Origin of the sequence: Mycobacterium persicum, assembly GCF_002086675.1 — a bacterium.
Lineage (GTDB): Bacteria > Actinomycetota > Actinomycetes > Mycobacteriales > Mycobacteriaceae > Mycobacterium > Mycobacterium persicum.
The window spans coordinates 1-14,092 of sequence record NZ_MVIF01000064.1; the positions used below are offsets into that span (position 1 = coordinate 1).

General features: G+C 66.0%; 12 protein-coding genes and 1 pseudogene. 1 reads left to right on the plus strand and 12 read right to left on the minus strand.

Features of this window, described 5'->3' with window-relative positions; translation table 11 throughout:
* Positions 1 to 92: 92 nt before the first annotated feature.
* From BST40_RS18270 to BST40_RS18320, 11 genes and pseudogenes are all read right to left on the minus strand, one after another.
* Positions 93 to 1,181 carry an NAD(P)H-dependent amine dehydrogenase family protein gene (locus BST40_RS18270; RefSeq protein WP_075548956.1) on the minus strand — a complete coding sequence of 363 codons (1,089 nt, stop codon included), beginning with the start codon at positions 1,179 to 1,181 and terminating at the stop codon, positions 93 to 95.
* A complete protein-coding gene (locus tag BST40_RS18275) occupies positions 1,178 to 2,209 on the minus strand; it encodes a Rieske 2Fe-2S domain-containing protein (RefSeq protein WP_083155051.1) in 1,032 nt (343 codons plus the stop codon). The genes BST40_RS18270 and BST40_RS18275 overlap by 4 nt, the downstream gene beginning before the upstream one ends.
* An 85-nt stretch (positions 2,210 to 2,294) precedes the next feature.
* A pseudogene (locus tag BST40_RS18280) lies at positions 2,295 to 3,423 on the minus strand (PDR/VanB family oxidoreductase).
* A 4-nt stretch (positions 3,424 to 3,427) separates the two neighbouring features.
* Positions 3,428 to 4,345: a metal-dependent hydrolase gene (locus BST40_RS18285; RefSeq protein ID WP_075548957.1), complete on the minus strand. Its 918-nt coding sequence runs from the start codon at positions 4,343 to 4,345 to the stop codon at positions 3,428 to 3,430.
* 87 nt (positions 4,346 to 4,432) lie between these two features.
* Entirely contained in the window at positions 4,433 to 4,894 is a 462-nt protein-coding gene (locus BST40_RS18290) for an SRPBCC family protein (RefSeq protein WP_075548958.1), read from the minus strand.
* A gap of 71 nt (positions 4,895 to 4,965) precedes the next feature.
* The gene (locus BST40_RS18295) at positions 4,966 to 6,000 is read right to left on the minus strand and encodes a nitronate monooxygenase (RefSeq protein ID WP_075548959.1); all 1,035 of its coding nucleotides are present in this window, start codon (positions 5,998 to 6,000) and stop codon (positions 4,966 to 4,968) included.
* 4 nt (positions 6,001 to 6,004) lie between these two features.
* Positions 6,005 to 7,321 carry a M16 family metallopeptidase gene (locus BST40_RS18300; protein ID WP_075548960.1) on the minus strand — a complete coding sequence of 439 codons (1,317 nt, stop codon included), beginning with the start codon at positions 7,319 to 7,321 and terminating at the stop codon, positions 6,005 to 6,007.
* The gene (locus BST40_RS18305; protein WP_075548961.1) at positions 7,299 to 9,599 is read right to left on the minus strand and encodes a polyribonucleotide nucleotidyltransferase; all 2,301 of its coding nucleotides are present in this window, start codon (positions 9,597 to 9,599) and stop codon (positions 7,299 to 7,301) included. Before BST40_RS18305 ends, BST40_RS18300 begins: the two co-directional genes overlap by 23 nt.
* A 386-nt stretch (positions 9,600 to 9,985) precedes the next feature.
* Positions 9,986 to 10,519: an LppU family putative lipoprotein gene (lppU, locus tag BST40_RS18310; protein WP_075548962.1), complete on the minus strand. Its 534-nt coding sequence runs from the start codon at positions 10,517 to 10,519 to the stop codon at positions 9,986 to 9,988.
* An 11-nt stretch (positions 10,520 to 10,530) separates the two neighbouring features.
* The gene (rpsO, locus tag BST40_RS18315; RefSeq protein WP_023372450.1) at positions 10,531 to 10,800 is read right to left on the minus strand and encodes a 30S ribosomal protein S15; all 270 of its coding nucleotides are present in this window, start codon (positions 10,798 to 10,800) and stop codon (positions 10,531 to 10,533) included.
* A gap of 121 nt (positions 10,801 to 10,921) precedes the next feature.
* The gene (locus BST40_RS18320) at positions 10,922 to 11,896 is read right to left on the minus strand and encodes a bifunctional riboflavin kinase/FAD synthetase (protein WP_075548963.1); all 975 of its coding nucleotides are present in this window, start codon (positions 11,894 to 11,896) and stop codon (positions 10,922 to 10,924) included.
* Between the two features lie 244 nt (positions 11,897 to 12,140).
* Here BST40_RS18320 and mntR point away from each other — a divergent pair, with 244 nt between their 5' ends.
* Entirely contained in the window at positions 12,141 to 12,833 is a 693-nt protein-coding gene (gene mntR / locus BST40_RS18325; protein ID WP_075548979.1) for a manganese-binding transcriptional regulator MntR, read from the plus strand.
* Between the two features lie 2 nt (positions 12,834 to 12,835).
* Here mntR and BST40_RS18330 read toward each other — a convergent pair whose 3' ends face one another.
* Positions 12,836 to 14,080, minus strand: a complete 1,245-nt coding sequence (locus tag BST40_RS18330) for an acyl-CoA dehydrogenase family protein (RefSeq protein WP_075548964.1) — start codon at positions 14,078 to 14,080, stop codon at positions 12,836 to 12,838.
* Positions 14,081 to 14,092: the final 12 nt, after the last annotated feature.

Consider the following 14,092-nt stretch of genomic DNA (forward strand, 5'->3'; position numbering starts at 1 on the left):
CTGGGCGAGGCGATGGTCGGCATCAACGTCGAACAGATCGCCCAGCCGCACCGGCTCGCCGAACGCGGCTGGTAAGACGCCCCACGATCGGTCTACGTTGTGAATCGACCGGCAAACCCGCGTAATGGAATGTCGGCGCTGGTGATCAGTCCGGGCCGCGCCGCGACGACCGACCTGATTGAGTTGAGCGCCGGCATTCCGGTGACCGTCATGCCGATGGAGGCGAAGTTGTCCGGGTTGGACAAATCGATGCCGGGCTTCGGGAAGATCATGTGCTTGTTATAGACACACGGATCGCCCTGGATCCGAGTGATGTAGCAGCCCTTGATCTTCCAGCTCGGGTCGGTGTGCGGAGTCATCTGCCACTCCAGGTGGGTCTCGACCCGCGCCACCCCGTCGACCAGGCCCCGGTATTTGATGTAACTGCCGCCCACCGAACCTTTCGGCAGCGTGTACCAGCCCAGGTCGACGTCTTTGGTGCAGGCTCCCAGTTCGTAACTGAACGTCACCTCGTCAAGCGGCAGGTCGAAGCAGTCGGCCATCATCAGCACGCTGTCGGCGAAGACCCTGGTGTACTTTTCCAGCTTCGCCGGGATTTCCGGGTCGTCGACCGGTTTGCCGTAGCCGACTTCGATCCAGGTCTCCTTGGAGTGATGGCAGGACACGTCGACGGACTCGATGGTGGTGATGTTCTCGATCTCGGCGACGTCGGCCGAACACACCACCCCGAGGATGTGGTTCAGGCCAGGGTTCATGCCGGTGCCATAGAACGTCGCAGCACCCTTCTCGCAGGCCTCGGCCAACAGCTGGGTCACCGGCCTGCCGGATGGATGCGGATGGTTATGGTCGCGGTGCCACCCGGTAATCCAGTCGGCGGTGGTGACGACATTGATCCCGGCCGCGAGCACTTTCATGTACAGGTCCTCGTCGGGAAACACCCCATGGAAGGTCAGCACGTCCGGCTTGGCGGCGATGATGTCGTCGACGCTGCCGGTTGCCGTGACGCCGATGGGCCCGATACCGGCGAGTTCTCCGGCGTCGGCGCCGACCTTGTCGGGCGAGTAGCAATGAACTCCGACCAGTTCCAGGTCGGGCCGCGTCTGCAGTCGCCTGATCATCTCGCGACCGACATTGCCGGTGGCGACCTGGAAGACGCGGATCGGGCGAACCGGGGAATTCATTGGCGTCCCGCTGCCCGCGATGCCGCATACCCGTCGGCGATGCTGCCGCCGCGACCGTCGGGATAGAACTGCTTGGCCCAGGTGCGAATTGCGGTGAAACCCTGGAACTCGTCGGGGGTCAAAGCGGGTCGGTCGGAATAGCGCTGGTGAGCCCAGATGTCGATGTCCTGCTCGAACTGCCGGATCACTTCCTGCCCGAACTCGCGCGCCTTGAGCTCGGCGCGGGCCGGATCCTTGCCGGCCGTCCGGCCGATGTAGACCATGAACCGGACATCGGAGGTGGATTCGTCCACCGGCGTGATCGCGGAGATGGTGCGGTTGTCGACCATGCCCCAGCTCTTGGTCACCGCAACTCCCAAGCCGCCATTGACGGCCTGTACGCCGCTGTTGACGTCCTCGATCTGCTGACCGTCGTCACCCTCGAAGGTGATGGTGAAGTCGACGAAGGAGACCGGGGCGGCGAAGTCGTGGCGGGTGAAGACCGGCACGATCGGGGTGTTGTGCACATACTTGAAATGCGCGAAATCCACCCCGTTTTCGAGCACGTACTGCGGATGGAGTTCCAGCGCCGGCCGGTACAACCGCTGCGGCGGGTAATAGTCCGCGGCAGCGCCCTCGCCGAAGCTGGCGAACACGTCCGGTGCGTCGAAGAACGGTTCGCGACCCTCGACGTCGTGCCAGATGTACACCGACTCGTTGCGCTCAACCACCGGATAAGTGGCGATGCGCCGCCCCCGGTTGGGCCGGTCCTGATACGGGATGCACACGTTGCGGCCCTGCTGACTCCACTGCCAGCCGTGGAAGGGACACTGCAGCACCTCGCCGACGACCTTGCCGCCGTAACCCAGGTGGGCGCCGAGGTGTTCGCAGTAGGCGTTCATCACGGTCAGGCGGCCGGACTCGGCGCGCCAGGCGACCAGCTCCTGGTCGAAGTACTTCATCCGGAGGACGTCACCGACGCCGATTTCGTCACACCAGGCGACCTGGAACCATCCGGTCGGCTTCATCGACAGCGGCGGGTTGGCCATCTGAGCGGTCCTCCTTGGTACGAATGATAAGCGGCCCCGCCGGAAAAGCACAGTCCCCTCTACGAAAACTTGACGTGCCGCGCCCTCAGCCGTCGATGACCACCCGGCGGCTCTTCGCCCGGGACACACACACACACCAGCATCTCGTCGTCGGCTTCCGCTGCGCGGCCGCGGTGATCCACTTGTCCGGCAAGGACTTTCACCTTGCACGTGCCGCAGAAACCCTGCTGGCACGAGTACGCGGTGGTCGGATCGCTGTCGCGCATGACGTCCAGCGCCGTCCGGTTCGCCGGAACGGTCAGCACTCTCCCCGACCGCCCGAGTTCCAGCTCGAATGGAATTCCGTCGACAACCGGCGGCGGGCTGAACCGCTCATAGTGCAGCGGTGCGTGGGCATGCCGGGCGCGGGCCGCGCGCACCGCCTCCAGCATGGGAGTTGGCCCACACACGTAAACGGCGGTCCTCGGCCCGGCACCGTCCAGGAGGTCGTCGACCGAGGGGCAGCGGCCGCGCTCGTCGTCGGCCCACACCGTCACCCGCTCCGGCGCCACCGACACGACCTCACCGAGCAGCGGCATCTGGTCTCGGCTTCGGCCGGCATAGACGGCCCGCCAAGGGGTTCCGCGCTGCTGAGCCGCCTGGATCATCGGCAGGATCGGTGTCACTCCGATGCCGCCGATCACGAAAAGCAGGTCGGGCTCGGCCGTTCCGAGATGGAACGCGTTGTGAGGCCCTTCGAAAACCAGCGGGTCACCCACGTCGTAGGCCTCGTGCATCTCTACCGAACCACCGCCACCGTCGGCGATGCGCCGGATTGCGATGCGGTAGTCCGTGCGACGCCCGGGCCGCCCGCACAGCGAATACTGCCGGCGCCGGCCCGAGGGCAGGTGCACGTCAATGTGAGCGCCGGGCGTCCAGGACGGCAGCAATCCGCCGTCCGGGTCGGCCAGGGTCAGCGCCACCACGTCGGGTGCCACGAGTTCGCGTCCGACGACGGTCGCCAGATGTGTCCGTCGCACCGGGCTGACCCGCGACGGGTCCCATCGCGAGGCCGACGCGAATCCGCCGAACAGCGTGCGGACACCCCACAACGCAGTGGCAAAGCGGTCCCGCCGGCCACCGTCGTACAAATCCGTGGGTCGACTCGCCCAAATGCCTTCCGCCACAATGGAATTTGACTGCGCACGGATCCGATTCACCGCCGGGTCCACCATCGGGTCAGTACGACGCCCGGGCGGCGGGTGACACGGCCAGGTAATCGACCGCCCTCTCCAGGCCGCCCAGCTGCGACGGGTGAAAACCCGGCCGGTAGTAGCGGCCGACGACCCGCAGTAATCGCCACGGGCCCGGCAGCAATCCCCGGCGCGCCGCATCGAGGTAGTCGCGCCAACGTGGCCTGACACCCGGCGGCAGGTAGGGATCCACCGAGTACATGAACCGCACTCCGCGGATCCACAACAGCAACAGCACCGGGGTGACGGCCAGCTGGGCGCGCACCTGCCGCCAGTATCCGGCGCGCAGATGCTTCATGGTGTCGAAGGCCACCGCCTTGTGCTCGACCTCTTCTGCGCCATGCCACCGGAGCATGTCCAGCATCACCGGATCAGCGCCGACGGCGTCGAGCTGCGGGGAGTTCAAGACCCATTCGCCCAAGACGGCCGTGTAGTGCTCGATCGCCGAGATGAACGAGACCTGCTCCAGCAACCAATTGTGCTGTCTGCGTAGGCTTTTCCGGGGATTGTCGGCCAACAGCTTCTGGAACAGCCAGCTGATCTGGTCGGTGAACGGCGTCACGTCCACGCCTCGGGCATCGAAGTGGGCCAACACGCCGGAATGTGCCTGCGAATGCATCGCCTCTTGCCCGATGAATCCCTGTACGTCCCGCCGCAGTTGATCGTCTTTGATCAGCGGCAGCGTCTTCTTGAACACTTTGACGAAGAACTCCTCGCCGGCCGGCAGCAGCAGGTGCAGGACATTCATGAAGTGCGTGGCCAACGGTTCGTTCGGCACATAGTGAAACGGCAAACGCGCCCAGTCGAACTCGACGTCGCGTGCCTCGAGGACGAGATGCTCGTGGTCGGCGCGAACCGGCTTGGCGCAGTGCAACCCCGCTGCCTGCTCATCGACGGTGAACATCAGGCCCCCTTGCCTCGCCGTTTACATCAGCACCGAAATGTCATCCTCGTGGACACCATGTGCCGGTAAGTATAGGCGTCGCGTCGGCTACTCGGCCTCAGCCCGTTGCTTCAGGCGCCGCAGGGTCAGCTGGATGTGCTCGGCGTTTGCCGCCGCCCGATCCCCAACCCCGGTTGCCATGCCGGCGATCTTGCGAAACCAGCGCGGCCGCCGGTCCCAGGTGCTCTCGGTAACCCGGCAGCCGCCGCCGGACGCGACGATGTCGTATTGCCACCGCGCCACCGGAATGACGGCACTGCGCACGTCGAATGCGAAGGTGCGGCCCGGCTCGGCGTCGGTAACGGTGCACGTCGTGTGCCATCGACGGCCGCCATTTTCGTTGTGGCCGACGAACACGGCGCCTTTGCGGACTCCGTCGCCCTTGCGCAATTTCATCGACACCGCCTCCTCGGCCAGCGAGGCCAGTGTCGGCAGATCGGTGATCAGCCCATACACCCGCTGCGGACTGGCATTGATCTGGACAGTGGCCGACACCGAAGGCTCAGTCATTGGCTGATCATAGCCAGCCCGAAGCACCGGCAGCACTACCCGCTACGCGCGCAACCTGTTACGTGCTAGCGCTACAGCATCCGCAAGTCGGGAGCCAACGATGCGACGATGTCGGCCGCCGGGCCCGGGCGGGCCTGCCGGTAAGCCGTTCCCGCCCAGAGGTTGGTCCCGTGCGGGTCGTCCGCCGCGACCGCTGCCGCGCGTATCGGCTTGGTCATCTGATTGACCTCGGGATAGCCCAGTGGCGCGACGCGATCGAGCAGTCGGGTGAAGTTGTTCGCCAGCCCGCGGGCGTAGCGGCCGGAAAATGCCCGGGTGACCAGGGTGGAGTCGAACTCCGGGTTCTTCAGCGCAACCCGGTGCGCCGGGTTGGTCCCCGCTTCGTCGGTGAGCATCAGCGCGGTACCGACCTGGGCGGCGACCGCTCCCCTGCGCAGGACGGCCGCGACGTCCTCGGCGGTGCCCAGGCCGCCCGCGGCGATCAGCGGCACCTCGTGTGCGCTGCCGATCCGGTCGAGCAGCTGGTGCAACGACTCCTCGCCCGGTTCCATGTCCGGTGCGAACGTGCCGCGATGCCCGCCGGCGCCCGGGCCCTGGACCACCAGGCTGTCGGCGCCGGCCGCGATGGCCACCCCGGCTTCATAGGGCGACGTCACGGTGACCGACACCAGCAATCCCAGCGCGCTCAGCCGGCGAATGACGTCCGGCGGCGGCGCGCCGAACGTGAAGGACACCACCTCCGGTCGCACATCGGCCACCACTTCGAGTTTGCGATGCCAGTCGTCGTCGTCACCGTGGATCGGCTGGCCGACCTCACAGCGGTAGTACTCGGCGACCTCTTCGAGCTCTTCTGCGTAGTACTCCAGCTGCATCCAGTCGGCGACGCTGGGCTGGGGCACAAACAGGTTCGCCCCGATCGGGCCGGTGGTGGCGGCACGCGCGGCGGCGATGTCGTCAGCAAACTTGTCCGCGCTGACGTAGCCGCCGGCGACGAAGCCCAGCCCGCCCGCATTCGACACCGCCGCGGCCAGGGCCGGTGTACCCGGCCCGCCGGCCATCGGCGCACCAACGATGGGTACCGCGATGTCCCAGAAGCCCAGCACCATCGGGTTAATTTACCATCGCTCGAAGTTGTTGCGGCAGCTGTCGTTTCGAGCCGTAGGGACCCAGAACGGCAGCGCCGTAGCGTTTGCCCAGCAGCCGGCGGGCCACCATGTTGACCTCCTCGACGGTGACCCGCTCGATGTGCTGCAGGGTGTGCTCTATGCTGCGGTGCTTGCCGTAGTTCAATTCGCTGCGACCAATGCGGCTCATCCGTGAACTGGAATCCTCCAGGCCCAGCACCAGGCCGCCGCGTAACGAACCCTTGGCGATCCGGCATTCCGCCTCGGTGATGCCGTCACGTGCCACCGATTCCAGCACCTCGGCGGTCACTCGCATCACCTCGGCGAAACGTTCGGGCAGGCAGGCCGCATACACCGACAGTGCGCCACTGTCGGCGAAAATGTCCAGCGCAGAGTAGACCGAGTAGGCCAACCCGCGGGCCTCGCGGACCTCCTGGAACAGCCGCGAGCTCAGGCCGCCGCCCAACGCGGTGTGCAGCACCGACAGCGCCCAGCGATGCTGCCAGCCGCGTCCAGGCGTGCGGATGCCCAGCGAGACGTGCGTCTGTTCGGCGTCGCGCTCGGCCAGCGTCAACCCGGGCATCCCGTTCACCCGGCCGGCACCCTTGCGTGGTGCGACGGGCCGGCGCCCGCGGACCAACCGCGGCCCGAAGTGCTCCCGCACCAATGCGACCACCTCGTCGTGATCGACGTTGCCGGCCGCCGCGAGGACCATTCGCTCCGGTGTGTAGCGCCGCACGTGAAACGACTGGAGTTGGGCTCTGGTCATCGCCGATACGGATTGGGCGGTGCCGATCACCGGCCGGCCCACCGGGTGGTCGCCGAACAACGCCGAGAGGAACAGGTCGGCCAGCGCGTCCTCGGGATCGTCGTCGCGCATCGCGATCTCTTCGAGGACGACGTCGCGTTCCAGCTCGACATCGTCGGCGGCGCAACGCCCGTTGAGTACCACATCGGAGACCAGATCCATGGCCAGCGACAGGTCAGAGTCGAGCACATGGGCGTAGTAGCAGGTGTGCTCCTTGGCGGTGAACGCGTTCAGTTCGCCACCGACGGCGTCCATTGCCTGCGCGATGTCGACGGCGGTGCGGGTGGGTGTCGACTTGAACAGCAGGTGTTCGAGGAAGTGCGCGGCGCCGGCCACCGTGGTGCCCTCGTCGCGCGATCCCACGCCGATCCAGAGCCCGACCGAGGCCGAACGCACCGCCGGCAGGTATTCGGTAACGACGCGCAGACCGCCCGGCAGTGTCGTGCGGCGCACTGCCTGGGCCGCCGCTGGCTCAGCTGCTGGCCGTCGCGGCATCGGCTGGCGCTGCAGGGGCTCCGGCGGCCGCGTTGGCGGAGTCTTCCTCGGCCACCAAGACGAGCGAGATCTTGCCGCGCTTGTCGATATCGGCGATCTCCACCCGCAGTTTGTCGCCGACGTTGACCACGTCCTCGACCTTCGCGATGCGCTTGCCCTTGCCGAGCTTGGAGATGTGCACCAGGCCGTCGCGCCCGGGCAGCAGTGAGACGAAGGCACCGAAATCGGTTGTCTTGACCACTGTTCCGAGGAACCGCTCCCCTACCGTCGGCAACTGGGGGTTGGCGATGGCGTTGATCTTGTCGATGGCGGCCTGCGCCGAGGGGCCGTCGGTGGCGCCGACGAACACCGTTCCATCGTCCTCGATGGAGATCTGTGCACCGGTCTCCTCGGTGATGGCGTTGATGACTTTACCTTTGGGACCGATGACCTCACCGATCTTGTCCACCGGAACCTTGATGGTGGTGACCCGCGGCGCGTACGGGCTCATCTCGTCGGGCCGGTCGATGGCCTCGGCCATGACCTCCAAGATGGTCAGCCGGGCGTCTTTGGCTTGGGCGAGAGCACCTGCGAGAACCTGGGAGGGAATGCCGTCGAGCTTGGTGTCCAGCTGCAGCGCGGTGACGAAGTCCTTGGTTCCGGCGACCTTGAAGTCCATGTCACCGAAGGCGTCTTCGGCGCCCAGGATGTCGGTCAGGGTGACGAAGCGCCGCTCCGTTCCCCCACCGGCCACCTCGATGTCGTCGGACACCAGGCCCATCGCGATGCCGGCCACCGGCGCCTTCAGCGGCACCCCGGCGTTCAGCAGCGCCAGCGTGGACGCGCACACCGACCCCATCGACGTCGAGCCGTTGGAGCCCAGTGCCTCCGACACCTGGCGGATGGCATAAGGGAACTCCTCGACACCGGGCAGCACCGGCACCAACGCGCGCTCGGCCAGCGCGCCATGGCCGATCTCTCGGCGCTTGGGTGAACCGACCCGTCCCGTCTCGCCGGTGGAGAACGGCGGGAAGTTGTAGTGATGCATGTAACGCTTGGTCGTCTCCGGCCCCAACGAGTCGATCTGCTGGGCCATCTTGACCATGTCGAGCGTCGTCACACCGAGGATCTGGGTCTCACCGCGCTCGAACAGCGCGCTGCCGTGTGCCCGCGGAACCACGGCGACCTCGGCCGACAAGGCGCGGATGTCGGTGATGCCGCGGCCGTCGATGCGGAAGTGGTCGGAGACGATGCGCTGCCGGACCAGCTTCTTGGTCAGCGCGCGGAACGCGGCCCCGATCTCCTTCTCCCGGCCCGGGTAGGTGTCAGCGAGCCGCTCGAGCACCTGGCTCTTGATTTCATCGGTGCGCTGATTGCGGTCCGCCTTACCCGCGATGGTCAGCGCGGCGGCCAACTCGTCGGTGGCCACCGAGGACACCGCGTAGTACACGTCGTCGCCGTAGTCGGGGAACACCGGGAAGTCGCCGGTCGTCCTGGCTGAAGCCCCACACGCGTCGGCAAGTTCCTGCTGCGCGGTGCACAGCGCGGCGATGAACGGCTTGGCTGCCTCCAGCCCCTGGGCCACCACGCTTTCCGTCGGCGCCGCGGCACCGCCCTCGATGAGCTCGATGACGTTTTCGGTGGCCTCGGCTTCGACCATCATGATGGCGACATCGTTTTTCTCAGGGCTGCCGCCCGCGTCGTCGGTGCCGACGATGCGGCCGGCGACCACCATGTCGAACACCGCACGCCCGATCTGTTCGACGGTGGGAAACGCAACCCAGGTGCCGTCGATCAGCGCCACGCGCACCGCGCCGATGGGGCCGGAGAAGGGCAGTCCACCCAGTTGGGTGGAAGCCGACGCGGCGTTGATCGCCAGGACGTCGTAGAGGTCGTTGGGGTCCAGACTCAGGATCGTCACCACGATCTGGATCTCGTTGCGCAGCCCGTCGACGAACGACGGGCGCAGCGGCCGGTCGATGAGTCGGCAGGTCAGGATGGCGTCGGTGGAGGGTCGTCCCTCACGACGGAAAAACGAACCGGGGATGCGGCCGGCCGCATACATCCGCTCCTCGACGTCGACGGTCAGCGGGAAGAAGTCGAAATGTTCTTTGGGGTTCTTGCTGGCCGTGGTCGCCGATAGGAGCATGTTCTCCTCGTCGAGGTAGGCGACCACCGCGCCGGCCGCCTGCAAGGCCAGCCGGCCGGTCTCGAACCGGATGGTGCGGGTGCCGAAGCTCCCGTTGTCGATGGTGGCGGTCGCTTCGAACACGCCTTCTTCAATTTCAGCTACAGACATGACGTCCGTGCGCCCTCTCTGGATTGTTCAACTGTTTCGCGTTGTCACGGACAACCCGAGGGTTCGCAGGGCCGACTCGCGGGCCCGGACGGACCTGCGAGCCGCCCTGGGAGCGTCCCTGATGAAAGAGAGCCTGAATGCGGCTACGGCCATCGATCGAAGCGGCCGACCTCCCCAGATCCGGGGAGCCCGGCAGCCACTACCGAAGACCGCCCGATACAGGCCGGGCTGCTCCCTCGGACATACATAGTGACTCGCTGGAGCGGTACACGCGGATCTACGTGGACCGCACCATGTGCTCGGGCCGAACCGGCCCAGAACGTCATTACTGTACACCGGCTAACTCCGGGTACCGGGAAGACCCGGATGCCCGATATGTCCGACCACTATGTCCGCGATCCGTTGGTGACGTCCTCGACGCACACGGCGAACCGCCGCTGGGTGTAGGTGTAGCCGACGCCGCTGGCACATTGGTCGGCGGTGACGGGTGGCTCCAAGTTTTCCAGGATCTGCGTGGCCCGCTGCCGATGCGGCGCCGACGCGTCGTTGCAGTCCACCCGGAACGGTTCGGTTTTGTGCGCCGGGTCGACGCTCATGCAGCCGCCGACCACCCAATCGACGTCCAGGCATAAGGTGCTGTTCTCGCCGGTTACCGAGTTGTGCACGGAATACGAAGAGTCGACGTCGGCCGGGCATTGCGCGCGCTCGGCCCCGGGCTTCACCACGGCGACGACCTTGAAAGTGGAGTCCGGGCTACCGCACACCGCCTTGGTGGCCTCCGGTCGATCCGGTGTGCCACCAAGCTTGAGACAATCTCCCACCTTGAGGTCGGCGAGGTTGGACGCTGACGAGCACCCCATCAGTACCACGCACGCGGTCACCACCACGGCCGTGAAAGCGACCAGGTTGAGGGCGCGCATCGCGCGAGAGGTCAGCGACGCAGACCCAGCCGCTCGATCAGCGAGCGGTAACGCTCGACATCGATCTGGGAGATGTACTTGATCAGCCGTCGCCGGCGGCCCACTAGCAGCAACAGCCCCCGGCGCGAGTGGTGGTCATGCTTGTGCACCTTCAGATGCTCGGTCAGGTCGGCTATCCGCTTGGTCAGCAGCGCGATCTGCGCTTCGGGGGATCCGGTGTCGGTCTCATGCAGACCGTAGGTCTTGAGAATTTCCTTTTTCTGCTCGGCAGTCAGCGCCACGAAACATCTCCATCAATTGGTCCGCGATCAAGGAACTTTGCGGGCACGGCCGCCGCGAACCGCAGCACGCGCCGATTAACGACGGGCAGTCTAACAGCGGTTCAGCCCAGCGGCATAACCGTCAGCCCCCGGCCAACAACGCGCGGGTGCGCTCGGTGTCCGCGGCGATCTCGGCGACGAGGTCACGCACCGATTCGAACTTCTTCTGGCCACGGATCCGAGCGACGAAGTCCAGGGCCACATGTTGGCCGTACAGGTCTGCGGTGGTGTCCAGTACGAACGCCTCGACGGTACGGGTACGCCCGGAGAACGTTGGATTGGTCCCGATGGACACCGCGGCCTGGTAGCGCTCGCCGGGAATCACCGCCCCGGCCGCCGGACCATGGCCCAAGACCGTGAACCAGGCGGCGTACACACCGTCGGCGGGGATAGCCGAATACATCGGGGGCGCGATGTTGGCGGTGGGAAAACCGAGCTCGGCCCCCCGTCCGTACCCGCGGACCACGACGCCTTCGACGCGATGAGGGCGGCCAAGTGCTTCGGTGGCCGCCATCACGTCACCCGCGTCCACGCAGGAGCGGATGTAGGTGGACGAGAACGTCACGGTCTCGTGGCTGTGGTGCTCGGACACCAGCGACATCGCCTCCACCGCGAACCCGAACCGCTCGCCGGCCCGCCGCAGGGTATGCACATTTCCGGCCGCCTTCTTGCCGAAGGTGAAGTTCTCACCCACGACGACCTCAACCACGTGCAGGTGCTCGACCAGCAACTCGTGGATGTAACGGTCCGGGGTGAGCTTCATGAAGTCGGTGGTGAACGGCATCACCAGGAATACGTCGATGCCCAGCTCTTCGACCAGCTCAGCGCGGCGAGTCAGCGTCGTCAGCTGCGCCGGATGACTGCCGGGGTACACCACTTCCATGGGATGTGGATCGAATGTCATCAGCACGATCGGCACGCCGCGGGTACGGCCGGCTTTCACCGCGTGCGCGATCAACTCCGCGTGCCCGCGATGCACGCCGTCGAACACCCCGACCGTCAGTACGCATCTACCCCAGTCCGTGGGGATCTCGTCTTGGCCGCGCCACCGCTGCACACAGGCAAGCCTACGATGCCGGTCGAGCCGTGGCGGGCAAGATCGGCGCGATATCGCTGGTTTGCGCAGCTCTCGCCGAGACTGCGCTGCTCGCGCCGAGACTGCGTTGCTCGCGCCGAGACTGCGTCCACAGTGTCGATCGCGGTCTTGCTGGGCGCGCTCACCGCAGACTCGACGGCGGTACCGGCGATCCCTGGTGATCGCAGCCCCGGTTTCAGCTCAGATCCGCCTAAACTTTCAGGTTGTGAGGGCTGACGAAGAGCCTGGCGGTCTTACCGCGGTTGCTCAGGACTACCTGAAGGTGATTTGGAAGGCCCAGGAGTGGTCGTTGGACAAGGTCAGCACCAAGATGCTGGCCGAGAAGATCGGGGTTTCGGCCAGTACGGCCTCGGAGTCGATCCGCAGACTCGCCGAACAGGGTCTGGTCGACCACGAAAAATACGGCGCGGTGACGTTGACCGAAGCCGGCCGCCGCGCAGCGCTGGCGATGGTGCGCCGACACCGGCTTCTGGAAACGTTCCTGGTCAACGAACTCGGCTACGGCTGGGACGAAGTGCACGACGAGGCCGAGGTGCTCGAACACGCCGTATCTGATCGGCTGGTGGCCCGGATCGACGCCAAGCTGGGATTTCCGCAGCGCGATCCGCACGGCGACCCGATTCCGGCCTCCGACGGGCAGGTGCCCACGCCGCCGGCCCGGCAATTGTGGGAGTGTCGCGACGGCGACACCGGCACGGTGGCCCGCATTTCCGATGCCGACCCGGAAATGCTGCGGTACTTCGACAGTGTCGGCATCAACCTGGATTCCCGGCTGCGGGTCGTGACGCGACGCGAATTCGCCGGCATGATCTCGGTGGCGATCGAGTCGGGCGACGGCGCACCGACGCCCGTCGACTTGGGCAGCCCGGCGGCACGAGCGATCTGGGTGGTGGCCTAGCGTCAGGCCAGCAGGCCCTTGGCGATATGAGTCACCTGAACCTCGTTGCTGCCGGCATAGATCATCAGCGACTTCGCATCGCGGGCAAGCTGTTCCACGCGATACTCGGCCATGTAGCCGTTGCCGCCGAACAACTGCACGGCTTCCATCGCGACGTCGGTGGCGGCCTCCGAAGAATAGAGCTTGATCGCCGACGCCTCGGCGAGCGACGGTAGCTTTCCGGCCTTGAGCCGTTCCAGAATTTGAAACACCATGTTCTGCACGTTGATTCGAGCAATTTCCATCTTGGCAAGCTTGAGCTGGATCAGCTGGAACTGCCCGATGTTCTTGCCCCAGAGGGTGCGGGTCTTCGCGTACGCCACACACAGCCGGTGACATTCGTTGATGATCCCCAGCGCCATCAGCGCAACCCCGAGGCGTTCCGCGGCAAAATTGGCCCGGGCGCTGTCGCGCCCGTCGCCGTCGGTGTGCTGCTCCTTCTCCCCCAGCAGACGGTCCGGAGTCAGTCGCACGTTGTCAAAGAAAAGTTCGCCGGTCGGCGACGACATCATGCCCATCTTCTTGAACGGCTTGCCCTGCGTCAGGCCCGGCATTCCGGCATCCAAAACGAACGTGAGCACCGGCCGGTTGCGCCGGTCGGAGTCGGAGCCGCCGGCAGTGCCGTCATCGAGTTTGGCGTAGACCACCAGCACGTCCGCGTCCGGGCCGTTGGTGATGAAGGTCTTCTGCCCGCTGAGAATGTAGTCCGCACCGTCGCGTTTGACGTGAGTTTTCATGCCGCCGAACGCATCCGAGCCCGAGTCCGGCTCGGTGATTGCCCACGCCGCGATCTTTTGCAGCGTCATCAGCTCGGGCAGCCAGCGCTCCTTCTGGGCCAGCGTGCCGCGGCTCATGATGGTCGCCGCACCCAGCCCGATGCTGACCGCGACCGTGCTGATCAATCCGATGCTCACCCCGGCGAGTTCGGACACCATGACCGCGGCCATCGATGCCTGAGCACCGAACGCTACTGAGCCGCGGGAGCTTTCACCATTCGCGCGCTGCTCAGCCCGCTCCCGGTCCAGCATCGACTTGACCGATTCGGTGGCCAGCACGTCGAGGCCGAACTGGCTGAACAGCTTGCGCGCGATCGGATATGGCGACAGCGCACCGGTTTCCAGTTCGTCCAATTTTGGACGGATCTCTTTGTCGATGAATTTGCGAACCGCGTCGCGCATCATCAGATCGGTCTGCGACCACTCGATCACGGCGCGCTCAGT

Coding starts and splice junctions, on each gene's coding strand:
- BST40_RS18270 (WP_075548956.1), bottom strand. CDS start 1,181: ATGAATTCCCCGGTTCGCCCGATCCGCGTCTTCCAGGTCGCCACCGGC.
- BST40_RS18290 (WP_075548958.1), bottom strand. CDS start 4,894: ATGACTGAGCCTTCGGTGTCGGCCACTGTCCAGATCAATGCCAGTCCG.
- lppU (WP_075548962.1), bottom strand. CDS start 10,519: ATGCGCGCCCTCAACCTGGTCGCTTTCACGGCCGTGGTGGTGACCGCG.
- BST40_RS18305 (WP_075548961.1), bottom strand. CDS start 9,599: ATGTCTGTAGCTGAAATTGAAGAAGGCGTGTTCGAAGCGACCGCCACC.
- BST40_RS18300 (WP_075548960.1), bottom strand. CDS start 7,321: ATGCCGCGACGGCCAGCAGCTGAGCCAGCGGCGGCCCAGGCAGTGCGC.
- BST40_RS18295 (WP_075548959.1), bottom strand. CDS start 6,000: ATGGTGCTGGGCTTCTGGGACATCGCGGTACCCATCGTTGGTGCGCCG.
- BST40_RS18285 (WP_075548957.1), bottom strand. CDS start 4,345: ATGTTCACCGTCGATGAGCAGGCAGCGGGGTTGCACTGCGCCAAGCCG.
- BST40_RS18275 (WP_083155051.1), bottom strand. CDS start 2,209: ATGGCCAACCCGCCGCTGTCGATGAAGCCGACCGGATGGTTCCAGGTC.